The sequence below is a fragment of the Lacinutrix mariniflava genome, assembly GCF_001418015.1.
Taxonomy (GTDB): domain Bacteria; phylum Bacteroidota; class Bacteroidia; order Flavobacteriales; family Flavobacteriaceae; genus Lacinutrix; species Lacinutrix mariniflava.
The window spans coordinates 186,343-208,045 of the sequence record NZ_LIQG01000020.1; the positions used below are offsets into that span (position 1 = coordinate 186,343).

The 21,703-nt window shown below is 30.8% G+C and carries 29 protein-coding genes; 20 read left to right on the forward strand and 9 right to left on the reverse strand.

Annotated features, from left to right (window positions below; translation table 11 throughout):
* The first annotated feature begins 114 nt into the window (after positions 1–114).
* The 19 genes from tssD (ASC44_RS04185) (at position 115) to ASC44_RS04275 (ending at position 12,103) form a co-directional block, all read left to right on the forward strand.
* Positions 115–501, forward strand: a complete 387-nt coding sequence (gene tssD / locus ASC44_RS04185; protein ID WP_055446366.1) for a type VI secretion system tube protein TssD — start codon at positions 115–117, stop codon at positions 499–501.
* A gap of 79 nt (positions 502–580) precedes the next feature.
* Positions 581–976, forward strand: coding sequence for a type VI secretion system tube protein TssD (gene tssD / locus ASC44_RS04190; protein WP_055446367.1), 396 nt, complete (start codon positions 581–583; stop codon positions 974–976).
* A gap of 8 nt (positions 977–984) precedes the next feature.
* Positions 985–1,617 carry a hypothetical protein gene (locus tag ASC44_RS04195; RefSeq protein WP_055446368.1) on the forward strand — a complete coding sequence of 211 codons (633 nt, stop codon included), beginning with the start codon at positions 985–987 and terminating at the stop codon, positions 1,615–1,617.
* Positions 1,617–2,045 carry a hypothetical protein gene (locus tag ASC44_RS04200; RefSeq protein ID WP_055446369.1) on the forward strand — a complete coding sequence of 143 codons (429 nt, stop codon included), beginning with the start codon at positions 1,617–1,619 and terminating at the stop codon, positions 2,043–2,045. Before ASC44_RS04195 ends, ASC44_RS04200 begins: the two co-directional genes overlap by 1 nt.
* 79 nt (positions 2,046–2,124) lie before the next feature.
* Positions 2,125–3,936, forward strand: coding sequence for a type VI secretion system Vgr family protein (locus ASC44_RS04205; protein WP_055446370.1), 1,812 nt, complete (start codon positions 2,125–2,127; stop codon positions 3,934–3,936).
* 18 nt (positions 3,937–3,954) lie between these two features.
* The gene (locus ASC44_RS17695; protein ID WP_083476236.1) at positions 3,955–5,484 is read left to right on the forward strand and encodes a polymorphic toxin-type HINT domain-containing protein; all 1,530 of its coding nucleotides are present in this window, start codon (positions 3,955–3,957) and stop codon (positions 5,482–5,484) included.
* 11 nt (positions 5,485–5,495) lie between these two features.
* The gene (locus ASC44_RS04215; RefSeq protein WP_055446371.1) at positions 5,496–5,915 is read left to right on the forward strand and encodes a tetratricopeptide repeat protein; all 420 of its coding nucleotides are present in this window, start codon (positions 5,496–5,498) and stop codon (positions 5,913–5,915) included.
* On the forward strand, positions 5,912–6,457 hold the full coding sequence (locus tag ASC44_RS04220) for a tetratricopeptide repeat protein (protein WP_206542779.1): 546 nt from the start codon (positions 5,912–5,914) through the stop codon (positions 6,455–6,457). Before ASC44_RS04215 ends, ASC44_RS04220 begins: the two co-directional genes overlap by 4 nt.
* Positions 6,458–6,544: 87 nt before the next feature.
* Positions 6,545–7,078, forward strand: coding sequence for a hypothetical protein (locus tag ASC44_RS18170; protein ID WP_055446372.1), 534 nt, complete (start codon positions 6,545–6,547; stop codon positions 7,076–7,078).
* Positions 7,079–7,127: 49 nt separating this feature from the next.
* Positions 7,128–7,745, forward strand: a complete 618-nt coding sequence (locus ASC44_RS04230; protein ID WP_055446373.1) for a hypothetical protein — start codon at positions 7,128–7,130, stop codon at positions 7,743–7,745.
* Between the two features lie 87 nt (positions 7,746–7,832).
* Positions 7,833–7,958: an HINT domain-containing protein gene (locus ASC44_RS18285; protein ID WP_241491401.1), complete on the forward strand. Its 126-nt coding sequence runs from the start codon at positions 7,833–7,835 to the stop codon at positions 7,956–7,958.
* A 99-nt stretch (positions 7,959–8,057) separates the two neighbouring features.
* Positions 8,058–8,342 (forward strand): HNH endonuclease, encoded by a 285-nt coding sequence (locus tag ASC44_RS04240; protein WP_275044199.1) that lies wholly within the window; start codon positions 8,058–8,060, stop codon positions 8,340–8,342.
* Positions 8,342–8,875, forward strand: a complete 534-nt coding sequence (locus tag ASC44_RS04245; protein WP_055446376.1) for an SMI1/KNR4 family protein — start codon at positions 8,342–8,344, stop codon at positions 8,873–8,875. The genes ASC44_RS04240 and ASC44_RS04245 overlap by 1 nt, the downstream gene beginning before the upstream one ends.
* Positions 8,876–8,971: 96 nt before the next feature.
* Positions 8,972–9,262 carry a polymorphic toxin-type HINT domain-containing protein gene (locus ASC44_RS04250; RefSeq protein ID WP_055446377.1) on the forward strand — a complete coding sequence of 97 codons (291 nt, stop codon included), beginning with the start codon at positions 8,972–8,974 and terminating at the stop codon, positions 9,260–9,262.
* A gap of 15 nt (positions 9,263–9,277) precedes the next feature.
* On the forward strand, positions 9,278–9,742 hold the full coding sequence (locus tag ASC44_RS04255) for a hypothetical protein (RefSeq protein ID WP_055446378.1): 465 nt from the start codon (positions 9,278–9,280) through the stop codon (positions 9,740–9,742).
* Between the two features lie 370 nt (positions 9,743–10,112).
* Positions 10,113–10,817: a HEAT repeat domain-containing protein gene (locus ASC44_RS04260; RefSeq protein ID WP_055446379.1), complete on the forward strand. Its 705-nt coding sequence runs from the start codon at positions 10,113–10,115 to the stop codon at positions 10,815–10,817.
* A 62-nt stretch (positions 10,818–10,879) separates the two neighbouring features.
* The gene (locus ASC44_RS04265; RefSeq protein ID WP_055446380.1) at positions 10,880–11,203 is read left to right on the forward strand and encodes a hypothetical protein; all 324 of its coding nucleotides are present in this window, start codon (positions 10,880–10,882) and stop codon (positions 11,201–11,203) included.
* Between the two features lie 41 nt (positions 11,204–11,244).
* The gene (locus ASC44_RS04270) at positions 11,245–11,901 is read left to right on the forward strand and encodes a hypothetical protein (RefSeq protein ID WP_055446381.1); all 657 of its coding nucleotides are present in this window, start codon (positions 11,245–11,247) and stop codon (positions 11,899–11,901) included.
* 4 nt (positions 11,902–11,905) lie between these two features.
* Positions 11,906–12,103 (forward strand): hypothetical protein, encoded by a 198-nt coding sequence (locus ASC44_RS04275; protein ID WP_055446382.1) that lies wholly within the window; start codon positions 11,906–11,908, stop codon positions 12,101–12,103.
* Positions 12,104–12,267: 164 nt separating this feature from the next.
* On the opposite strand, the gene ASC44_RS04280 is transcribed toward ASC44_RS04275, so the two are convergent.
* The 4 genes from ASC44_RS04280 to ASC44_RS04295 all read right to left on the reverse strand — a co-directional run bounded on the left by ASC44_RS04280 (position 12,268) and on the right by ASC44_RS04295 (position 17,378).
* Entirely contained in the window at positions 12,268–12,921 is a 654-nt protein-coding gene (locus ASC44_RS04280) for an outer membrane beta-barrel protein (protein ID WP_055446383.1), read from the reverse strand.
* Between the two features lie 117 nt (positions 12,922–13,038).
* Entirely contained in the window at positions 13,039–14,397 is a 1,359-nt protein-coding gene (locus ASC44_RS04285; protein ID WP_055446384.1) for a DUF5458 family protein, read from the reverse strand.
* 3 nt (positions 14,398–14,400) lie between these two features.
* Positions 14,401–14,850: a hypothetical protein gene (locus ASC44_RS04290; RefSeq protein WP_055446385.1), complete on the reverse strand. Its 450-nt coding sequence runs from the start codon at positions 14,848–14,850 to the stop codon at positions 14,401–14,403.
* Between the two features lie 68 nt (positions 14,851–14,918).
* On the reverse strand, positions 14,919–17,378 hold the full coding sequence (locus ASC44_RS04295) for an ATP-dependent Clp protease ATP-binding subunit (protein ID WP_055446386.1): 2,460 nt from the start codon (positions 17,376–17,378) through the stop codon (positions 14,919–14,921).
* A 263-nt stretch (positions 17,379–17,641) separates the two neighbouring features.
* Between ASC44_RS04295 and ASC44_RS04300 the strand changes: the two genes are divergently transcribed.
* Entirely contained in the window at positions 17,642–18,436 is a 795-nt protein-coding gene (locus tag ASC44_RS04300; protein WP_055446387.1) for a hypothetical protein, read from the forward strand.
* Positions 18,437–18,856: 420 nt separating this feature from the next.
* Here the strand turns inward: ASC44_RS04300 and ASC44_RS18030 are convergent, their stop codons facing one another.
* From ASC44_RS18030 to ASC44_RS18175, 5 genes are all read right to left on the reverse strand, one after another.
* Positions 18,857–19,009 carry a hypothetical protein gene (locus tag ASC44_RS18030; RefSeq protein WP_161805002.1) on the reverse strand — a complete coding sequence of 51 codons (153 nt, stop codon included), beginning with the start codon at positions 19,007–19,009 and terminating at the stop codon, positions 18,857–18,859.
* A gap of 173 nt (positions 19,010–19,182) precedes the next feature.
* Positions 19,183–19,593, reverse strand: coding sequence for a 5' nucleotidase, NT5C type (locus ASC44_RS04305; protein WP_055446388.1), 411 nt, complete (start codon positions 19,591–19,593; stop codon positions 19,183–19,185).
* A gap of 4 nt (positions 19,594–19,597) precedes the next feature.
* Complete coding sequence (locus ASC44_RS04310; RefSeq protein ID WP_055446389.1) at positions 19,598–19,891, reverse strand: hypothetical protein; 294 nt, start codon at positions 19,889–19,891, stop codon at positions 19,598–19,600.
* A complete protein-coding gene (locus ASC44_RS04315; protein ID WP_055446390.1) occupies positions 19,884–21,314 on the reverse strand; it encodes a viperin family antiviral radical SAM protein in 1,431 nt (476 codons plus the stop codon). Before ASC44_RS04315 ends, ASC44_RS04310 begins: the two co-directional genes overlap by 8 nt.
* A gap of 61 nt (positions 21,315–21,375) precedes the next feature.
* Positions 21,376–21,516: a hypothetical protein gene (locus tag ASC44_RS18175; RefSeq protein WP_169787489.1), complete on the reverse strand. Its 141-nt coding sequence runs from the start codon at positions 21,514–21,516 to the stop codon at positions 21,376–21,378.
* Positions 21,517–21,703: the final 187 nt, after the last annotated feature.

Consider the following 21,703-nt stretch of genomic DNA (forward strand, 5'->3'; position numbering starts at 1 on the left):
AACTAATAAAAACGTTATTTAGCTTGTTTATTTGTAACACATCGAGAACCTTGATAAATTTATAACATGCCAATATTGGCTTTTAAATTTTTTATTAATTAAATATTTTTTATTATGGCTTTCAAAGCAAAACTAAATGTAGGTGGACAAGAGTACAACGTACTAAACTGTTCTTACGAACTTTATCAAGAAACAGATTCAACTGGAAGACCATCTTCTATTACCAGAGGTGGTAAAATTAAATTAACTGTAGAATCTACTGCAGATGTTAGTTTGTCTGACTGGATGTTTAACAACTTCGAACGTAGAGATGGTAGCATCAAATTTATTAAAAGAGATAGCGACTCTACTTCTAAAGAATTAAAATTCACAGAAGGTTATATGGTTAAATATCATGAAAATTTTGATGCAACTGGAAAAAATCCAATGTCTGAAGCTTTTGTAATTTCTGCAAAATCTATTGCAATGGGTAATGGTGAGCATGTTAATGAGTGGGTATAATTAACCCTCTTTAAATATAAGGGAGTAGCATATGCTACTCCCTTTCTTTTATCCTTTATTCACTTAAATCTTAGTAATTATGTCGTTTTTAGCAAAACTTAATATCGATGATGATGAAATGAATGTTTTAGAATGCTCGTTTGGTTTTCACCAAGGTGCAGACAATTCAGGTCGACCATCTCAAAAACCTCGTGGAGGACAAATAACTATACTTATAGAATCTACCAACAAAACAGACTTTTTAGAGTGGATGATTTCTAGTAACATGACTAAAAGCGGAAGCGTTATCTTTTATAAAAGAGATAATATGTCTAGTCTTAAAACCGTTGAATTTAATGAAGCGTTCTGTCTAGATTATGTAGAAAATTTTGATGCTGAAGGTTCTCAACCTTTAAAAACCAGAGTTGTTATTTCTGCAAAAGAAATTAGTGTAAAAGGAACAACTTATACTAACAACTGGCCTGCTAAAATGTAATATAAATAATGAATTACATTAAGAGAACAGATTTCTACGATATATATATTGAACCTAGCCGAAAGACAGTAGTTATACGCCAAAAATGGAAATATAATTGGGTTGTTGGAGAGGAAGTTTCTAATTGGACCTATTTAGAAAAAAAAGCTTGGCATCAAAAAGCTGACAATGTTATTTGGCAACAATGGGGAAGCAAATTTACTTTTTGGTCTTTAGTAGAGAAGGCATTAACAAGTAATGAATACTTACATCGTAAAGAATTTAATGTAGAATTTGATATCCAATGGGTAACAACAAACCAACATTGGACAGTAAATGTTGCAAAAATTGGTCCTTATGAAGAAGTTGTTTCTAGAGTAAATTACACCTCCAAAAATATATATTTAGCACACATAGATACAGAAAGAAGAATAGAAGCAGATATTAATCAGAATACACTAAAACACGAATTCGGACATGCAATTGGTGTACCAGATGAATATGGTAAGAAACACGGGAACTCTTACAACCCTTATCATGTAGATGATACTAAAGCATTAATGAATATTGGGAATGAGTTGCGATACAGGTATCTACGTGGTGTGAAAAAAGAAATTAATACTATGATTCCTGGAGTTTCATTTGCAAGTTTTTTAAATTAATGAAAAAAAATAAAAACATTCTTTTACTCTGTACATTCTTACTAATATTTTTGTCATGCAAAAATAAGCAAGTAAAAAATGTAACTAATTTAGAAAAAAAAACTATAGACTCTATATATACTTGCTTACAAGATTCAATTACAGTGCCTTTTTTATCAAAAACAAGTTATAAAAATGCCATAAAAACCTGCAATCTTACAATCTCAAATAATGAGTTTATTTTGGGAGAACATGGTTTAATGGGACCAAGTAGAATTCTAAAAAAACATTTCTCTAAAATAGAAATTAGTAACCAAAACATAGTCATTAAGCATGTCTTTTGGGAAACAAAAGATGGAGAACATTTTATTCAAGTTTGGTACCAACAAAAAAACAATATTTGGCTTCCAATTGAAGCTTATAAATATAATAAATCAACACAGTTTTAATAAAAATAAAAGTAAACAACTAAAACTATAGATTAAACGTACTTATTTATAGGTATCGTTTTAATAAAAAAATATTACTATGGCATTACAAAGTAAAACAACAATATTTATATCGGGAACAGAAATTTCTGCATTTAAGGCAATTAACCTACACCAACGAATAGATTCTCATCATAAATTAGAGCTTGTTTGCCGTATGGATGTTTTAGAAGATTTATCTTTAACACTAGGAGAATCAAGTAAAAACTTTTTAGGTGAGACTTTAACTCTTCAAATAACCTCGATTGGTACATTTAATGGCTATAAAACACTAGAATTTAAAGGTATTGTTTCTCAAATAACAACTGTAAAAGGTCATGAAGCTAGTTATGGAGATGAAATAATAATTACTGCCTTAAGCCCAACCTTTATAGCAGACGATGGTCCTCATTATGCTTCATATAATGATTTAACACTATCTGATATATTAGACCGCACATTTAGTGATTACGATAAATCTAAATTAGAGGTCTTAATACAACCCAATAACACCTCTACCCTACACTACTCTGTACAAAACAACGAAAGCGCATACGATTATGCCAGTCGTTTAGCAGCGCAATATGGTGAATGGTTTTACTATAACGGAACACAACTTATTTTCGGAACACCGGAAACCGAAGAATTAAGCCTAACCTACGGTTTCGATCTTAAAGAGTATAATTTAAACCTTATACCACAATCTCATAATTATAAATATTATGCAAATGATTATTTATTAAACGATGTGCACCAAAAGAACTCTAACGATGTTAGCTCTGGAGCAAGTGGTTATAGCGGATTTGTATCTAGTAAAGCAAACACTATTTTCAATAAACAAACTAAAGTATGGCATAATTTATATAACGATTCTAATTCAAAACAACGCCTAGATAACAGTATCGAATTACAAAAAAAAGCTATAGAAATCCAGCAAGTTAAACTTAATGGTGTTAGCGATAATCCAGGTGTAAAACTAGGAAAAATTGTTACAGTAGAAGGCGCAAACTATAGAGTAACAAACGTTACACATACCAATACGGAAAATGGAGATTATCAAAACCGTTTTCAAGCCGTAACAGCTGAGTTCGATGCTTACCCTAACACAAACATAAATGCATTTCCTAAAAGCGACACACAAACCGCAATAGTTATGGAAAACGCAGATCCAGATGGTTTTGGTAGAATACGCGTACAATTTCCTTGGCAAAAAGACGTAGGAGAAATGACACCTTGGATTCGTGTAGTTTCACCACATGCAGGCGGAGACAAAGGCTTTCATTTTATACCAGAAATAAATGAAGAAGTTTTAGTAGGTTTCGAAGGTGGCAATGCTGAGCATCCTTATATGATGGGAAGTTTGTATAACGGTAATGGAAAAGCAAGCGCATTTCAAAGTAATTCTAATGCCATAAAAGCACTACAAACTAGAAGTGGCAATAAAGTAGTGATGAATGATGATGATGGCAGCATAACCATTGCAGATCCATCTGGAAATGTAATAGTCATGCAAGGTAATGGCGAAATTATAATACAAGCCCCAAACAAACTAACATTAGCTTCCAAGGATATTAATATAATGGCGGGTAACAGTATTAACATTATAGCAAAACCAAACGAAGAAGGTGGTGGTGTCGGAACAATGAGTATATATGCACAAAGAGATTTAGGGATTAATGTAGCAGACGAAGGTATTGGTATAAAAGCAAATAAAGATATCACCATTACTAGTGAAACCGCAAGCGCGAATCTTAATGCAAAAACCGATGCTAATATCAAGGGTGAAACAAGCGTAAATTTAGATGGAGACAAACTTAATATTACTGGAGGTAGTAAAATTAAAATAGAATCTTCAGACACAGATATTTTATAATATTCTAAAAAATAAACTATGCCACATGATTTAGAATACGTCGTAAAAGATGCATTAATGATGTGCGATAAAGGTGTTGCTCCAGCTCCCTTTACGCCCACATCAAACACCCATATAAAAATTAATGGCTGCTTAGTAACTACTAAAGCAGACAAAGCACCAATGACTAACATTCCGCCTTTTGGAGCATGCTCTGTAAAAAACGGAAGTCCTTGTACACCTGCTCCAACAGATTGGACAGATACCTATAAAGTAAAAGTAAAAGGACAAGAAACCATTTTGTTTAAAAGCAAAATGCAGTGTGGTACAGGTGGCAAAATAGAATTTATTACTAGCGGGCAAGTGCCTATACCTCCAGAAGAGTACGATAAACTTTTAGAAGAACACGGTGAAGAGGAAGATTCTGGTTGGGGCTGGTGGGATACCGCAGAACTAATACCTGTAGTTGGTAATATTATTGGTATGGTTAGGGAAGCCCAAAAAGGGAATTGGTGGATGGTAGGTTTAAATGCCGCGTTTCTAGTAGTAGATATCGTTAGTTTTGGTACAGCATCTGTTGCTACAGCTGCTGCAAAAGGCGCCGTTAAAGGAGGTATAAAAATCGCTGCAAAAAAAGTAGCACAAGAAGCTTTAGAAGCAACGGTAAAACTAGGCACCAAACAAGGCTTAAAAACAGCTGGAAAAGGATTTGCTAAAGCTGCTGCTAAAAAAGTAGATGATATTGCTATTAAATATGGTAAAGTATGTGTATTTGCTTGTTTTACAGCAGGCACTAAAATAGCAGTAAAAGAAGGACATAAAAATATAGAAGATGTAAAAGTAGGTGATCTTGTTTGGGCATATAATGAGGCAACGGGTGAAAGCGATTTAAAGCCAGTGCTTAACACCATGCAAAAAGAAATTGATGCTACTATAGAGCTTACCTTAGGCGGAGAAGTTATAGAAACCACCGCAGAACACCCTTTTTACACACAAAGTGGTTGGAAAGATGCTGCCGATTTAACCTTGCAAGACGAAGTAAAAACAAAAAATGGAAAATGGCAACGCATAGAAGCCACAAACTTCTTGTACACCAAGAAAAAAGTATATAACTTTGAGGTAGCAGATTGGCATACCTATTTTGTTGGTGCTTGGGAGTGGTTGGTGCATAATGCAGGGAAATGTATTTCTAAAGGAATAAAAAAAATAAGCAACCGATTAAAGTATTTAGGAAGAACACCTGGAAAAGGATCTAAAACGGGTAAAGCGGTATTTGATAGAATGGTCAAGGAAGGTACTGCTAAAGTAACTAAAAGTGGTAAGAAAATTTTTAAAGATGCTTCTGATGGAAAGTGGAGAGATATTGCAGAGGCGGATATGGGACATTTGACTGATGCAGTAACTTGGTGGAATAAAAAAGGTCGAAAGTTAGGTGCTAAAAGCAAAGAAGTAAGAGAATGGATGCTAAATCCAAAAAATTATGAATTAGAGTATTTTAGATATAATAGATCTAAAGGATCTATTTTAGGTAAAACTAAGGAAGGGAAATATTTACCAACATTAAAATAATATTAAAACAAATGAATATAAATGAAAAAATTTTTGAACTCTATGATTATATCGATGAGCATAGTTTAGATGATAATAAAGAATTAGAGAAACACTTAAATTTTGTTAACATAGAATGGGATAAATTACCTGATTCAAAATTAGACGATTCAGATAGAACTCTTTTAGCTGATACAATGATTGAATGTTTATTTAAAACTAAAAATTATCAATTAGCTGAAAATTGGGTCAATATTTATCTTGATAATAAAAGTTTTCCTGAAGAAGTTGCTTTTCATTATGGACGCTTAGAATTTGAAAAAGAAAACTTTGAAAAAGCTTTAAAGTTGTTTAAGGAAGCTTACAAAGCGTCAAAAGGAAGAATTATAGAAGGAAAAGGCAAGTATAAAGACTTCTTCCTTCATCCCGAAAAATATATAATAAAGGAATGAAACCCTCTAAAATGAAAGAGCTTTCAGATAGCGATTATGTTCGTATCGAAAAACTAAGTGAAGAAGGAAACGACCTTTACGAGCAAGAAAACATACGTCCAGCCTTGAGAAAGTATGAAGAAGCATTAAATATTGTGCCAGATCCAAAAACAGAATGGGAAGCATCCACTTGGCTTTACACTAGTATTGCGGATGCACATTTTTCATTAGGAAATATCGATGAAGCAAAAGAAAATTATTACAATGCGCTTAATTGTCCTGATGGTCTATCAAATGCATACATACATTTTAGTTTAGGACAAGTACTTTATGAACTTGAAGAAAGTAAAAAATCTCAAGAATCATTATTAAGAGCCTATATGCTTGAAGGATTAGAAATCTTTGAAGATGAAGACCCAAAATATCTCGATTCAATTAAGGGTTTGATAGATGAAGATATTGAGGATAAGAACATTGACACACAAATACAACAAAAATACATCTACAAAAACGGTAGTCGTTTCTACAAAAATGAAGACGGTAATTTAATTGAAGATAATTAGTACTAAAACCGCTTTGTAGCGGTTTTTTTATGACTTAAAAATTACAAATAAAACACTACTTATCAACGCATAGAAGCCACAAACTTCTTGTATACTAAAAAGAAAGTCTATAACTTTGAGGTAGCAGATTGGCATACCTATTTTGTTGGTGCTTGGGAGTGGTTGGTGCATAATGCTCGACCTTGTTTGAGTAAGATAAAGCATTTACCTGATTATCTTGCTAGAATGCAAAAAGGGAATTATTTCAATTTTATTAGAGAAGGTGCATATAAACAAATGGGAGGATTTAGTGAACTAGTTCTAAAAAATGGTAAGAGAATTGACAGTTATATTCCCGGTATTGAAATTGTATCAAGAAAATTTACGCAATTGGGTAAAACTTCGGTCAAAAATGCTAAAAACAGCATAGATGAACTTGCAAAAAAATATAAACCAGGAACTGAGTTAAAAAACACATCTCGAAATGCAGACGCTATTAGTCAAGGTGGAAAAAAATTAGACGGACAAATGATATTGGAGGTGCCTCCACAAAAAGTTCCTGTACCTGATGATGTTTTAAAACACGCTTCAGATAATGACGTAATAATAAGAGATACCGGAGGAACAATTTTAAACCCTTAATAATAATATGAAAATAATTTATCAAGGATATTCATCACCTAGAAAAAAGATGAAACCAGAAGTGGACACTGTCGCAAAATGGGATACTTGGAATGGTACAAAATTTAAAAAGGATTTAGAAAATGGAAAAAAAACATCAAAAGAAATAGCTCAAAATAACCATAAAGTTGGATTGGATTACGAATTTTCAGCTATGTATGAAGATGATACCTCTGACTTTCCTTTTTGTTTCGTTAGTGTTGTTCCTGAAAATAAATTTATTGGTGTGGAATTTATGGATGGTGTTGGAAGAAAATATCTAAAATATTCTTTTGGAAAAAATGAAGACAAAAATTTATTATTTCTTGAAGAAATATGGTTTTATGAATTTGCCAATGAGGATACTGATAAAATGAAATCAAGAACACATTTTGTTTTTGACGAAGTTGGAAATGTGAATTATAGGGTTTACGATATGATACAAGGTAAAACCTTAGATTATGAGAGTAAAGAGCCAATGGAAACAAGTGCGCTTTATGAGCCTTATCCTGAATTTGGAGAATATGAAGGCGTAATTCGATTAGAAAGAGACATTCCGATTTTAAAAGATAATGTAAGAACATACATTTATAAAAATGGTACACGCTACTATAAAGATGAAGACGATAATTTAATTGAAAATAATTAGTACTAAAACCGCTTTATAGCGGTTTTTTTATGACTTAAAAATTACAAATAAAACACTAATTATCAACGCATAGAAGCCACAAACTTCTTGTACACCAAGAAAAAAGTCTATAACTTTGAGGTAGCAGATTGGCATACCTATTTTGTTGGTGCTTGGGAGTGGTTGGTGCATAATTCTGCTTGTGTATCAGAAGCAATTAAGCAAGTAGCTTAAAGGTTACCTAGAACTAAAGGTAAATGGATAGGAGAAGCTGGAGAAGGTGTTTGGAAGTCTACTAAAAAAGCGGTTAATAAAATTACTAAAGGAGAAGGAATACCATTTAAGAATGGGTATCCTGACTTTAGTAAATGGTCAAAAGGTAAAATGAAATTTAAGAATTTAGATGGAACAGCCAAAGATTTTGACAAAGTATATCAAAGAGTTGCCAAACAAAAAGGGCTAAAGAACAAAACTCAAGCAAAAAAATATCTTAAAGATAAAGGATTAACACCTCATCATCATCAAGACGGAAAAACTATAGAATTAATACCAACAGCGTTACATAAAAACATTCCACATTCGGGTGGCGCTGAAAATCTAAGAAACGGAACTTTATAATGGAATATATTAGAAAAATAATATTTAAGTTAGGTCAAACTGAACTAACTAAGGTTTTAAAAAAGAAAAAGGATAATAATTTTGATTACGAGAACTATATAGAATCAAATAATTTAAAACTATCGGATGAATATATATATTTATCTAAAGAATATGGTTATAATCAGTTTAATGAAGATATAGTTTTTAAGAGTTTAAATAAGTTACCAATAACCAGAGATGATAATCTATGTCCTATTGGAATTATTTATGGTTGGGGAACAGGTGAAAATTCTCTTCAAGAAAACAGAAAAATTTTTCTTGACCAAATCCCCGAAAATTATTTTGTATTTGCTGAAGGTTTACCTGGTGATCAATTGTGTATTAATCAAATTGATCAAAAAATATATTATTGGCACCATGAGTCTTTAGAGAATGAAGGATTATATTTGGTTGCAGATTCTTTAATCGATTTTTTAAAATCTTTACATTTAAACCCAAATTCTGAAATTGAAGACGATTTAGAAGAAGAATGGTTCTCTGATGATTTTTAATAAAATATATTCTACCACAAATGCTTATTTATATCTAGTACAAAAATGGTAAGTTCAATACAAACAATAAAAGCTATGTATTTATATAGGTAGCTTTTGTATTTTAAGTTATGCGTAGAGAGTGGCTGGAAAGATGCTGCCGTTTTAACCTTAAAAGGCGAAGTAAAAACCAAAAATGGAAAATGGCAACGCATAGAAGCCACTAACTTCTTGTATACTAAAAAGAAAGTCTATAACTTTGAGGTAGCAGATTGGCATACCTATTTTGTTGGTGCTTGGGAGTGTTTAGTGCATAATATAGCTTGTTTTAAAGGTTCGCTAAAAGTTATTAGTAAACGATTAAAATATTTAGGACGTACTCCTGGAAAAGCTTCTAAAACAGGTTGAGAGGTTTTTGACAGGATGTTGAAAGGAGATCCTCCGACAGCAATAATTTTTGATGATTTTGGTAATAAAGTAAAAGAATTTTGGGAGATTGTAGCCGTAGTCGTAGCCGCAGTCGTGGTCGCTGCAGTGGCGCTTATAGTGGTAACAGGAGAATCTGCTATTGGTGCTATTAGCGCAGCGTCCGGAGCATTAGCTACAACCGTTGCGGTAACGGTCGCTACATTAGAAGTTGTAGGTTTAGCACTCGAAGTAAAAGCATTATACGACTATACTCAAGATCGAGATGAATATGTATTAGCTAAAAATGTGGCACCTGGTTTATTATTTTTAGGAGCTGGTAAATTAGTAGAAAGAGTTGGAGGAGAAATAATTAAACATTTTTCCAAAGGAGTTGATGAAGCTTTAGAGGCTGGATCTAAAGGAGTTGATGATGTTGTTGAACAACTTGACGAGATTGCAGATCCTCGAATGGAAAGCTAAGAAATAAAGACGGCACATATGCAAAGACCATAAAACTAAAGGAAAAAGTCCTAAATATAACCGTAACGCTGCTGAAAGAAGAAAAGCGCTTTTACGTGATGCTAAAGATCCTAATAGCTGGCTTTCTGACCGAGCTAGAAAGCAAATTTTAGATTCGGATGGTAAAAATGTTCCTAAAGGATATGAAGTATCTCATGAAAAACCATTATATACTAGAACATCTAATACGGGTAAAGCAAAATTAGACAAAGCTGATAATATGAAAACTCAACGTAAGTCTGATCATCCTAAAAGACACAAAATTTGTGGAGACCAATATCATGAATTTGGACCTGCAAATAAACCTTATAGTTCAAAACCTTAATTATTAATGAAAATAGATGAACTAAAAATTAAATACAAAGAACTCCTTAGTTTAGAAGACTCTGATGATGGTATTTTCGAGTTTAAAAAGTTATTATTAGAAAGTGATGAAGACGAAATTATACAATTTCATATTGACATATTAAACGATAGGGAAAATCAATATTTACATAGGGATATTCGTTCCTTTTTTTCAAAAAGAAAAAATTCAAAAAAAGTAATATCTTTAATTCTCAAAAAAATAAATGAAGGTATTAAAGAGCCATTACTTCTTGCTGATTTAATTCAAATTTTAGGAAACTTTAGAAGCCCACTTGCTAAAGAAATAATTGTAAAAGAAATACGATCATCTGTTAGAAATATTAGGTATAAATGCATTATAGTTTTAGGTTGGATTGGATCTAATATTGATGATTTAAACATATTAAATGAAAGGATGTTAAATGATGAAGACGGTCAGCTAAGAGGTTATTCTGCAACAGCAATGAGACAAATATGGCACAACAAAAAAAACACTAAAAACAAGATTACAATATTCATTAAAAAAGCGATGTCTAAGGAAAATAATAAGGATGCATTAACAGGTATGATTTTAACTATTCAAGAACTACACAAGAAGAAATTAGGCTTTAAAGAATCTAACTATGGTGATGTTACAGGAAATGTAGAAGAAGCTAAAACAAAAACAATAAAAATGTTAGAAAAGCTATAATTATGATAATATTTTTATGCGATAAAGAATCTGATTAAGAACTTCAAGACGAAGAATTAAATTTGGACGAAGCTTTGACCGAATTTTATCAATTATCAGATAATAAAGATTCTTTTTTTGGAATTAAAAAAGGAGAAGATTCTATTCAGTTTACTTGGGAAGATGAAGATAAATGGCTAATAGATGTACCATATGATATGACAAACTTTATATGTCTTCAAAAATTTTCAGATTATAATGAATGCTATGAAATCATTAAATCTATATATGAAGGAGCGATTATTAAAGAAATTAAAAATTTAATTAAAGTCAATATTATGACGAATAATATAGACAGCATCACTAACCCTCTCAAAAGAAAAACTCGCTTTTTATTAGATGAATAAATTAATGACCCTTTGAAAACTTTATACAGTACTATAAATCTATGCTAAAAGGAAAATTACAAGAAGGAGATATTTTTTTCGTTAAACGAAAAGATAAATATTTTTTTGGTAAAATTTTATTAGATGTTTCAGAACGTATTCTAAAACTTGAACCTCAAAATTTAGGTTTAAAATTTTATAGCGGCTGTTGTCTTACTGCTGTTTATAAAGGGATATATGACAAGCCAGAATTAGGAACAGAAGAACTAATAATTCCAAGTAGTTTTATATTTAAAAAATTCTTTTATTCTAAAAAATATAAAGTAGAATGGAATTTCTATAAAAATGAACCAATAGATTATAGAAGATTAGATTTTCCTGAAGCATTACAGTCAGTACATGAAAAAGGAATATGTTTTTCTAAGGGAGAATTGCAACTTGTAACTAATATTACAGAAGAACAGTATGAAAATGAATATAAAATCATAAAGGGAATTAAAGGAAGTTTTGAGTCTTTAATAGATATTGCTAGTCATTATCAAGAAAGAGAAGACTTAATGGATGTTATCTCTAAAAAACAATTAGAATGGTCTGATTTTAGATTTGCACCAAAAAAAAGAAAAGAAGTCTATAAACAAATAGGTGAAGATATGAACCAAAGTTATTATGAAATGGCTCTAAAGCATAGTTTTGACTTAGGTAAATTTTACGAAAAATAAAACTATGAATAAATATCCTCAAAAATTAATTATTGATGCTGTTTGGAATTTTAAAAAAGATAAATATAATCTGTTAGAAGCTTTCATTACAGACTTGTTAGTTTATAACGAAAAACTAATTGGTGAAGATTTTGAATTCGAAAAAGATAAAAAAACACTAAACAGTCCTAAAGTTGTTATACAGTACAATACTATTAGATAGTTTTATTAAAACAATATCTTTCTACTCTTATCATGCCGGGTTGCACAAGAGATCGCTTACTGTTTTTTTTTTTTATGAAATTATTTTTTAATTAAGTATATACCGTCAAAAAAAAATCCCAAGATTATATAATCTTGGGATTTTTAACTGTTATTGACTATTTATTAAAACTTAAACATAACACCAAATGTTACAGATTGAAAAAAATTGCTAAAAACATTTAGATCTGCTGTAAGATTACTATTAGTATATTCCTCACGAGTTGTTTCTCCTAAGAGTTTTTCCTCTTCATAAGTTAACGATTGGTATCTAGCGATATCAGACAATACAAATGAAATTGCAATATTATCCTTTACAAAGTAGTTTATCCCCATATCCAAGCCAACCTGAAAACCAGTTCCTGTTCCTTGCGCAACGTCTTCGCCATCATCTTTATAATAGCCTCCACCAAGCTCTCCATAAACTTTAAATCTTTCTCCTAAATCTAAGAAATAAGATCTTATAAATGGACCTGCTTCTATTGAAACTAACTCTACAGTATCTGCACCTTCAGTCTCATTTTTGGAAGATTTATAAGTTAAATCTAAACCAATAACAAAATCATCACTAATTAAGTAACCAATCTTAGGATTAATAGTGTATGAAGATGTTTTAACACCTCTAAGTTCATCCTTATCATTACTAAAACCTAACTTACCTTCTACAATAAAGTCACCTTTTAAAAGATAAAAATCAGAACGATCTACTTTCTTTTCTTCCTGAGCATAAAGACCTGTTAATGTTAAAAATAACGCGAAAAAAAATAATTTGTTTTTCATATTTAATACTGTTTACTGTTTATTATTGGTTTAATCTCTATATTTTAAAAGTCTAAAAAAATACATAAAAAAACCCGAAGCGATAACTCCGGTTTCTTTTATCTTAAAACTTTTCTATTATTTTTGTTGTTCGTATTCTGCGTCCCACTCATTTCCTTCATCTCCTTTTTGTCCGTCCATTTTAATCATAAAGTTCTTAGCTGGGAAATATGGTTTCATATGCACATCTAAATATATACGATCTTTTTGGTTATGATCTTGCTCAAAACGTTTAATAGAAAAGTCCTCAATTAACTTGTCTGGTCCTGTTATATTGTCTAAAAATTTAACAATCTGATTCATTAATTCCTTTCTAGTTTTTGCATTGAAGTTCTCGAATGCACGACGGTTTAAGAAATCCATTAAAACTTTTGTTACATAATCGAAAACACGAACTACAGAATAAGTTTGTAACCCTAAATTATCTCCATTAAATAATGTTTTAGCAGAAAATGCCATTACTTTACCATACTCATTAACCATTGGTACTAACCCTAATTTTTCTAGCTGAGCAATTTCACTCTTCTTTAAATCAAAACGAACACCATCAATCTCGTTAATACCACCAAATTTCTTACCAGCAGTAACTTGAGACATTAATGTGTTATATATTTTTCCCGCTAAAGCTCCTGCAGGTGGTACGAACAAATCGTCTTCCTCTCCTACCTCATCGTGTTTTCCTCTCCCTACTAACCAATTACAAGACATTATAACATTAGAACGGTACTTATCTCCTCCTGTTAAATTAGCAGATTCAAACATTTCCATAACATCATCCGGCTCATCTAAATGTGCGAAATCTGTAACCAACATTACTTTATTTTCATGTGCAATTTTCGCCCATTTTTCTACTACTTTATTAGATCCTAAATATCCAGGTATAACAAGAAGTCCGTAGTTTTCTCTAAGATCTAAACGATCATAAGCTCCATTTAACTCTTCAGAAATTGCATCAATAAAACGCGTATTATCTAAATCTTTAATTTGATCTAAATCTGCATTTACTATAGAGATGTTTTTTAGTTTATCTGATTCTGAATTCTTATAGAAAAGTGCCATAGACCTATACGATCTTTCTAAGTCTCTAGTAGCATTAACTGCTCGTCCTAAATTCTTTTTTAAAGATACATCTGCCTCTTGAGAAAGCTTTTGTGAACCTTCAACCATATCAGATATATTCTCTGAACCTGAAAGAACAGAAGACCACATTTCTAATACTTTTTTTAGAGTCTCACGCTCATCTTTTTTCGCGTTTTCTGTTAAAAAGATCTTTTTCCTAGCCTTTCTTTCTGGGTTCATGTTCTGAACGCCTTCTACACAAGCTTCCATTAAGTCAAAACCACCATATTTGGCTAGTTTTTCGTTATTATCCTTTAAAAATTGTGAAGGATTCTCAACTGGTTGAAATCCTTGTGCTTTATCTTGAGATGCTGCCATGATCTATTTATTTTCTTCTATTTCTGTTAATAATGCTCTAATTGAATCTAAAAGAGCTTGCTTAGCTTCTGGATTTTCTAAGGCTGTTTTAAGAATTTTGTTGGTTTTTAATTGCTTAGCAATCTTAACATACTGATCCTTTTCTGTACTTAAATCTTTTAAAAACTTACTTTGCTTTGTAATACCTATAGCTCCATAATCTCCAAGATTTTTGAAATTTAGTGTTTCTTTTCTTTCTGCTCCTTCTGAATCTTCAAACTCAACTTCAACATTTGGTTTGTAATGTTCAAAGACATCGTCGATAGTTTTTAATCCCTTAACTACCTCAGGCTTTATCGGTTCGTCTTGAGTTAATTTCTCTACAAGTAGTGTTCTGTTTTGTGGAATGTCTTGAATAGCTTCTGCTCCATCAGACTTTACTTCATTACCGCCTATTCCGTAAGTTTCACTCATTTTAATTCAAATTTGATTATTAATTAATTACGTTAAATATAAAACTATTTTTTTTATTATTAAATTATTTATTTAGATATATCCCAAGTTAATTCACCTTTTTTATCTACATCTAGTTTAATCTTTGATCCTTTGGTTAATTCGCCAGAAATTATTTTTTTAGATAGTGGTGATCTTAGATCCGATCTTATAACACCTCGTAATGGTCTTGCTCCATATTTAGGTGTAAATCCTTTTTTAGCAAGGTGTTTTGTCGCTTTTTCGCTTAATTGTAATGCTATATCTTGTTTTTCTAATGCTTTATACAAGTCTTTAAGTTGTATTTTAAATATCTTGGTTATAAAGTCTTCCATTATTGGTGAGAAAGGAACAATTTCGGTTAGTCTTCCTAAAAATTCTGGTCTAAAGTGTCTTCCCATCATTTCTAATAAATCATTAGATTTTGGTACAACGCCTTTATTAAACGATTCTACAATGTGATCACTACCAATATTTGAAGTAAACAAAATTACTGCATTAGAAAAATCACCTTCTTTACCTAATCTATCGTGTAGTTTTCCTTCATCTAGAATTTGTAAAAAAATATCGAAAACCGATGGATGTGCTTTTTCTATTTCATCGAACAAGACAATCGAATATGGTTTTTGTCTTATTTTATTAACTAACAAACCACCTTCTTCATAACCTACATAACCTGGAGGTGCTCCGTATAGTAACGCTGCAGAATGTTCTTCTTTAAACTCAGACATATCAAAACGTATGATAGAGGTTTCTGTTTGAAACAAAAATTCGGCAAGTGCTTTGGCTAATTCTGTTTTTCCTGTTCCTGTTGGTCCAGAAAAGAAGAATGAACCTATTGGTAGTCCGGGTTTACTTAATCCGGAACGAGATTCTAGCACTGCTTCTGTAATAACTTTTACTGCGTGATCTTGACCTATAACTCGCTTTTTAAGCTGATCTTCCATATTTAACAAACGATCTTTTTCGTCTGCTTGTAATTTTCCGGTTGGAATACCTGTTTTATTTGCTATAGTTAAAGCGATATCATTTTTTGTAACTTCAGTTTTCTCATTAGATGCTACTTTTAACAACTTCTTTAATATCGAATTTAATTCCTTAAAACCTTTTGCAGGTGTTGTTATATGCTCTAACTGATTTTCTTCTTCAAGCTCAGTAAATAAAAGATAGCTTAACTTATCTTTCATTTGTGTGTACATCCATTTAATTTCACTTATTGCTTCATCATTTGGACGTTTTTCTTTTTTTAAATCTGCTACACGCTGCTTTAGTGTTTCAATTTCAGAAACTGATGTTTCTATCATAAATTTTGCAGCAGACATTGTTCTGTCTATTAAATCTATAGCAGAATCTGGTAAACTACGTTCTTTATTATAGCGCTGCGCTAATCTTATAGCTTCTGCAATGGTATCATTATTTATTTCAAGGTTATGATGAGTAGTATAATAAGAGATCGTATTCTCTATCATCCTTAGGGCTTCAACTGGAGATGGCTCCTCTAATCTAATAGTTTCAAACTGTCTAGATAATCCTTCATCTACTTCTATATGCTTTCTAAAAGCATCGTTTGTTGCTGTAGCTATAATGGTAAGTTCTCCTTTTGTTAATTCAGATTTTAAGATATTTACCAAACCTTGGTTTCCATGACTTTTATCTGTAATAGCGTTTAATTCGTCTATTAACAATATAGCCTTATCATGTTTTTTAATTTCTTCAATAACTTTTTTTAATCTATCCTCAATTTCTCCTTTATAACCTGCTCCTGAAACAAGACTTATAAAATCTAACTCGAATACTTTAGCGTTCTTTAACTGCTCAGGAATATTATCATTAATAGTCGCATAGGCTAACCCATTTAACATAACTGTTTTACCAACTCCTGGTTCTCCAATAATAATAACATTTGGCTTGGAACGTCTACCTAAAATTTCGGTAATCATTTTTATTTCGGCATCTCTACCTGAAATAATTTCTAGGGTATTATTATTTGCTAATTCTGTTTTATCTAAGGTATAATCTATTGTCTGTTTTGCTCCAGACTGTTCAGTACTCTTACCTTTATAATCGCCACTACTAGCCGAAGACTTCACGCTAGAATTCTTAATAACATCGCTTGCTTGCAATGGAAAAGTTTTAAGCTGCTCATAAGAGAAACCTACTCCTGGTGTTGCTAAAGCTGCTAATACAGAATGTACATTTACATCTTCTACTCCTAATTTTAACTTTACACTCTCTGCTTCATTAAAAACAGCTTCTACAAAAGCATCATGGTTAGGCTTTTCTGGAATTTTGTTTGTTTTAGGAAATGACTCTAAACGTACTTCTGCCCATTCTTCGATATAATAAGCGTCTTGTCCTATACTTTCTAAATATTTAAGCATTCCAATATCTTTATGTAATAATGCTTTTAATAAATGTGCAGATGAATACTCTTTATGAGCATATTCTTTTGCTATAGATTGGGCAATATGTATCGCTTGATTTAAGGTTTCATTTAATGTGTATTCCATATTGGGAAGAAAGTGGCTATTTATGTGGTTGTTCTTAAAAAATAAAAATAAATAAATATTTCCAATCGATATTATAAATACGAATAAGTGTATGTTTTTATCTATGAAGGGTATATTTTCAAGAAAAACTGAATCATTTTTTAAATTTAAATTCGATAAAAACAAAATATCATTATAAATTGGTCTGAATTAAAATAAACTACTAAATTTAGCCTTCCCTAATTTTTGATGCTTAGCTATATTAAAATTTAAGATTAATTCTCATGATTAAAAGAATAATAGTACTCTTTATATTTATTAATTTTGTGTCTTGTGCAGAAGAAAAAACAGATTTTGAAGGCCAATGGCAATGTAATGATGGCTCTTCCAGAATTTACACGTTTAAAAAGATTAATACAAATTCCTACTTACTTAAATGGGATGAAGACAACTACCTTACAGGAGTTGTAAATAGTAACGGTGTTTTTGAAACTGCAAATGCTATTTTTGCTTTAGATAACAAAACTAAAGAACTTATTCTTCCTGAAAATTGGCCATGTAAAACAGCAGCCAAACTAATTTTGCTAAGTGAGGAGGAAGAAACTTCACCAATACTAAAAGATACCGGCGACACATTAACTATAAAAAAAGATACAATTAGTCCTCAAACTGAAAAGATTGAAATTATAAAAAAAGAGAGTAAAATAAATAATAGTATTATAACTGAAACTCCTTTTACAAAAAAAGAAATTCCTAATAACATTACAAATTTGTTAACTAAAGAATCTACAAACTATAATTGTTTAGTGCGCCAAATAATTAGAAGTGGAGAGTATAAGTTGTTAACTGTTGATTTTATTCAGTTGAATAAGATTGAAACGAATAACGAGCAGTCTCTTCAAGTAGTAAATACAAATCCAAAATTAAGAACCTTCTTATTAACAGACGATACAAAAACCTCTCCAAGCAACCTGAACTTTAATGTAATCAAGAGTTTTGAATCAGATAGTGATGAAGGTCAAATATTTGAAATCACGACTGAAAATGGTGTAATTGTTTCTCTTACTAAAAAGAATTAATTTTTAGTTATTTATTGCTATAAATAATCAAATTTATTTTTAATTTCTTCTAAAAACACATTAGGTATTAACTTGTTTTTTGACAATTCATCAAACGCATTTACAAAAAACAGAGCATCAAAATATAGTCTTCATTTTACTAAAAGAAATAATAACAACTTTTTAAATTATTTAGTTCTTTTTGCGCTTCATATACTATTTGGGTAATAAATAATAAAAAAGACGCCAAACAAAATTTGCTTGACGTCTTAGTAACTGCATAAAACAAATATTAATTATTCCTCTCTAGAATTATAATATTCATCGTTATTAGGATTTAATTGATTTGAATGGTTGTCATTGTCTGCTTGAATTTGATCTTCATCTCTGTGATCTCTCATAATAATTGAATTTTAAAATTAATAATTAAATTGTGTTGTATTATTTGTTTTTTTTAGGCTTAATTTTCTTTTTTACTGCACGGTCAATTCTCTCAATAAATAAATCATCTCCTTTTTCTTTTTTAGTTTTTTTATCTATTGCTTTTTTTATTCGTTTTACATCTTTTTCTTTTATTGGCTTTTGTTTGCTCATAATTATTTGTTTAAAAAATTAATATTTCAAGTTTAAAATAGATGGCCATCATATAGTTTACTTGTTCTGTTTTTCAAATGTAACTTTACTCTTAATTACATATTTTAATTTGTGATAAACGGGCTATATTTGGGATATTTCTCCGTGTTTTTGGGATATAAAAAACTTATCTTTTAATACAATAGATAATCTAGAACATGATGCCATCCTAAAAAGGCATCAGTACCAAAATGAATATGCTCTCCTTCAAATTTATCAACTCCATGATTTTTTGTGTCATCAATAATGTAATCACCTTTTACTAAGTTTTTATGATGAGTTAGTATCAATCTTTTATTAGCTTCCAAACCCAAGTGTTTTTCAACCCATAAACGTTTTTCCATCCAACAATGTGGGCTACTCCAAACTGGAGTTGTTACTATATAACAATCATACTTCGTACTTAATTCTTTAAAAGCATTTAAAGCTCCTTTTATTGGCTTATTATTTAAGAAAAATCCTTTCTTATTTTTATTCTCCCTAAATGGCCCATCACCTAATTCTACTAAAACACCATCCATATCTATTAGTACTATCTGCTTCATAACTTTAAATATTATCTATTATTAAATACTTTTGAACTCTTGTTGTTGCCAAATACTCTTGAAACTGACAATAAAAGCAAGTAATTAAGGTTTTGTTATCTACTTTAATAAAGAGTTCTTCATTTCTATTTTTATTTGCTTTCTTCAATACGTTTCGGCTAACAATAAGTAGCGTGTTACAATTATTTGGTTCTATCCCTTTTAAAATTTCGGACAAAAGATTATCACTAACTTGCCTATCCCATTGTCTATAACAAAAGTGTTCTGATTTAAAAAAACCTTCTACTCTATTACTCATAAGAAACCTCCTCCTTTCTTAAATCTTGGTTCTTATTAGTATTCCAATTATAAACTCCACCTCTATTTAAAAATTTATCTAGATCATAATTCATTGTTTTTAAAGCTTCTTGTATACCAACTTCTAAAATTGGTTTACTATAATTATGTGTTCCTGCTGCATTATCAAAAAAACGTCCTGCAGGATCTACCATAACATAACTTCCTTTAATTTCATCATTAGATTCTGGAACAATAGTTTCCACATCTTTATGCGTGTCTAAAAAATTAGCGTATTCTTCATCTGTAATTTTAAATGCATCAATTTTATTATCATTTTGACCTTTTATTGGTAATACTTGTAATACTTTCCAACGTTTTGGTTTGGCCTTTGCTATAAAGGAAGCTAAGTTGTCTTTATAGTTTACTTTGTTAACAACTGTATTAATTTTTAAGCCGTAACCATATTGATGAATCTTATCTATCAAGTCATAATAAAATGCTTTAGACAATGGTTTTTTTCCAGTGATTGCTCTTCCTATTTTAATATTATTTTCTTCATCTAAACTGTCTATACTTACAGCAATCCAATCTAAATAGGCTTTGTTTTCCTTTAAAAAAGAATCAGTTAACTTACTTCCGTTAGTAACAATCATAGTAGTCATTCCTAATTGCTTTGCTGTTTTAATTAGTTTTGGCAACCATTTGCAAAGCAAAGGTTCTCCTCCTGCAAAGGTTATTTTTTCAAATCCTGCTGCTGCTATTTTCCTCACCACTTCTAAAGCTTCATCCTCTGGTAAATGTCCTTTTGGCACATACTCTTGCTTTACATCTAAAAAAGTAGCAAAACAAAACTTGCATCGCATATTGCATGGTTGCCATAGATGAAAGTTCACACTTGGTATTTTACTTACAGCGTTACTTTTTTGGTAATGTTCTATTATTAAATCTGCAACTTCATTAGCTGTTAAATCATCTGTGTCAATAACCAAATCATAGTTTTTATCGTTAGTAAAATCTACACCATAATTATCTTGAAACCGATCTCTCATTTTCTGATTTCTTTGCTGAATGGCTTTTGTACTTGTAACCTCATCACTTCTATTTGCTAAACGAATTCTTTTAGAAGCGCTTTCATCAGATACTTTTAATAACACATGAAATGCATTTTTAATAAAATGAAACCCTAATCTGTAATCAATTACAAGATTCTCTTTGCTATTACATTCTAATCTAAACTTCTCGTCTATTTCATTATCCAATTCTGGTTGTGCTTTGCATTGCTCTTGAAATTCGTTAATAGTCAATCCATACTTTTCCATTGCGTATTGCCTTGAGTAATTTCCAACAGAAACAAACTCAAAGTTTAATTGTTCTTGAATACGTTTTCCTACTGTAGATTTTCCTGTTCCTGCAAATCCGCTTAATGTTATTTTGGTTTTCATAATTTTTAGTTTAGTGGTTAGTTAAACCTCATCTCTACATTAAAGACGAGGTTTAGTTATTTTACTTTTTAGAATTTTGATTAGGATTTAACTGCTTACCTCTGTTACCATGCACTTTACTATTAGTGCTGTTACTTCCAAAAGTTCCTTTGTTAGGATTTGCTTGATTGGCTTTGTGATTGTTTTGTTTTGAATTACTCATAATAGTGTATCCTTAATTAAATTATTAAGAGTTTAGCACTCTACTAAACTTCTTGTTATTACTGTAAAGATGCAGATGATTGAAATTAAATTTTCTAGTTTGTGACAGACCGACTATATTTGGGATATCGAGTTGCTTTTTTGGGATATAAAAAAGTGATTTTGAAAAATTCACGCCTTTAATCAAC

Excerpts from the sequence above, each read along its gene's own strand:
- tssD (WP_055446366.1), top strand. The coding sequence starts at position 115 with ATGGCTTTCAAAGCAAAACTAAATGTAGGTGGACAAGAGTACAACGTA.
- tssD (WP_055446367.1), top strand. The coding sequence starts at position 581 with ATGTCGTTTTTAGCAAAACTTAATATCGATGATGATGAAATGAATGTT.
- ASC44_RS04195 (WP_055446368.1), top strand. The coding sequence starts at position 985 with ATGAATTACATTAAGAGAACAGATTTCTACGATATATATATTGAACCT.
- ASC44_RS04200 (WP_055446369.1), top strand. The coding sequence starts at position 1,617 with ATGAAAAAAAATAAAAACATTCTTTTACTCTGTACATTCTTACTAATA.
- ASC44_RS04205 (WP_055446370.1), top strand. The coding sequence starts at position 2,125 with ATGGCATTACAAAGTAAAACAACAATATTTATATCGGGAACAGAAATT.
- ASC44_RS17695 (WP_083476236.1), top strand. The coding sequence starts at position 3,955 with ATGCCACATGATTTAGAATACGTCGTAAAAGATGCATTAATGATGTGC.
- ASC44_RS04215 (WP_055446371.1), top strand. The coding sequence starts at position 5,496 with ATGAATATAAATGAAAAAATTTTTGAACTCTATGATTATATCGATGAG.
- ASC44_RS04220 (WP_206542779.1), top strand. The coding sequence starts at position 5,912 with ATGAAACCCTCTAAAATGAAAGAGCTTTCAGATAGCGATTATGTTCGT.
- ASC44_RS04230 (WP_055446373.1), top strand. The coding sequence starts at position 7,128 with ATGAAACCAGAAGTGGACACTGTCGCAAAATGGGATACTTGGAATGGT.
- ASC44_RS04245 (WP_055446376.1), top strand. The coding sequence starts at position 8,342 with ATGGAATATATTAGAAAAATAATATTTAAGTTAGGTCAAACTGAACTA.
- ASC44_RS04255 (WP_055446378.1), top strand. The coding sequence starts at position 9,278 with ATGTTGAAAGGAGATCCTCCGACAGCAATAATTTTTGATGATTTTGGT.
- ASC44_RS04260 (WP_055446379.1), top strand. The coding sequence starts at position 10,113 with ATGAAAATAGATGAACTAAAAATTAAATACAAAGAACTCCTTAGTTTA.
- ASC44_RS04270 (WP_055446381.1), top strand. The coding sequence starts at position 11,245 with ATGCTAAAAGGAAAATTACAAGAAGGAGATATTTTTTTCGTTAAACGA.
- ASC44_RS04275 (WP_055446382.1), top strand. The coding sequence starts at position 11,906 with ATGAATAAATATCCTCAAAAATTAATTATTGATGCTGTTTGGAATTTT.
- ASC44_RS04280 (WP_055446383.1), bottom strand. The coding sequence starts at position 12,921 with ATGAAAAACAAATTATTTTTTTTCGCGTTATTTTTAACATTAACAGGT.
- ASC44_RS04285 (WP_055446384.1), bottom strand. The coding sequence starts at position 14,397 with ATGGCAGCATCTCAAGATAAAGCACAAGGATTTCAACCAGTTGAGAAT.
- ASC44_RS04290 (WP_055446385.1), bottom strand. The coding sequence starts at position 14,850 with ATGAGTGAAACTTACGGAATAGGCGGTAATGAAGTAAAGTCTGATGGA.
- ASC44_RS04295 (WP_055446386.1), bottom strand. The coding sequence starts at position 17,378 with ATGGAATACACATTAAATGAAACCTTAAATCAAGCGATACATATTGCC.
- ASC44_RS04300 (WP_055446387.1), top strand. The coding sequence starts at position 17,642 with ATGATTAAAAGAATAATAGTACTCTTTATATTTATTAATTTTGTGTCT.
- ASC44_RS18030 (WP_161805002.1), bottom strand. The coding sequence starts at position 19,009 with ATGAGCAAACAAAAGCCAATAAAAGAAAAAGATGTAAAACGAATAAAA.
- ASC44_RS04305 (WP_055446388.1), bottom strand. The coding sequence starts at position 19,593 with ATGAAGCAGATAGTACTAATAGATATGGATGGTGTTTTAGTAGAATTA.
- ASC44_RS04310 (WP_055446389.1), bottom strand. The coding sequence starts at position 19,891 with ATGAGTAATAGAGTAGAAGGTTTTTTTAAATCAGAACACTTTTGTTAT.
- ASC44_RS04315 (WP_055446390.1), bottom strand. The coding sequence starts at position 21,314 with ATGAAAACCAAAATAACATTAAGCGGATTTGCAGGAACAGGAAAATCT.
- ASC44_RS18175 (WP_169787489.1), bottom strand. The coding sequence starts at position 21,516 with ATGAGTAATTCAAAACAAAACAATCACAAAGCCAATCAAGCAAATCCT.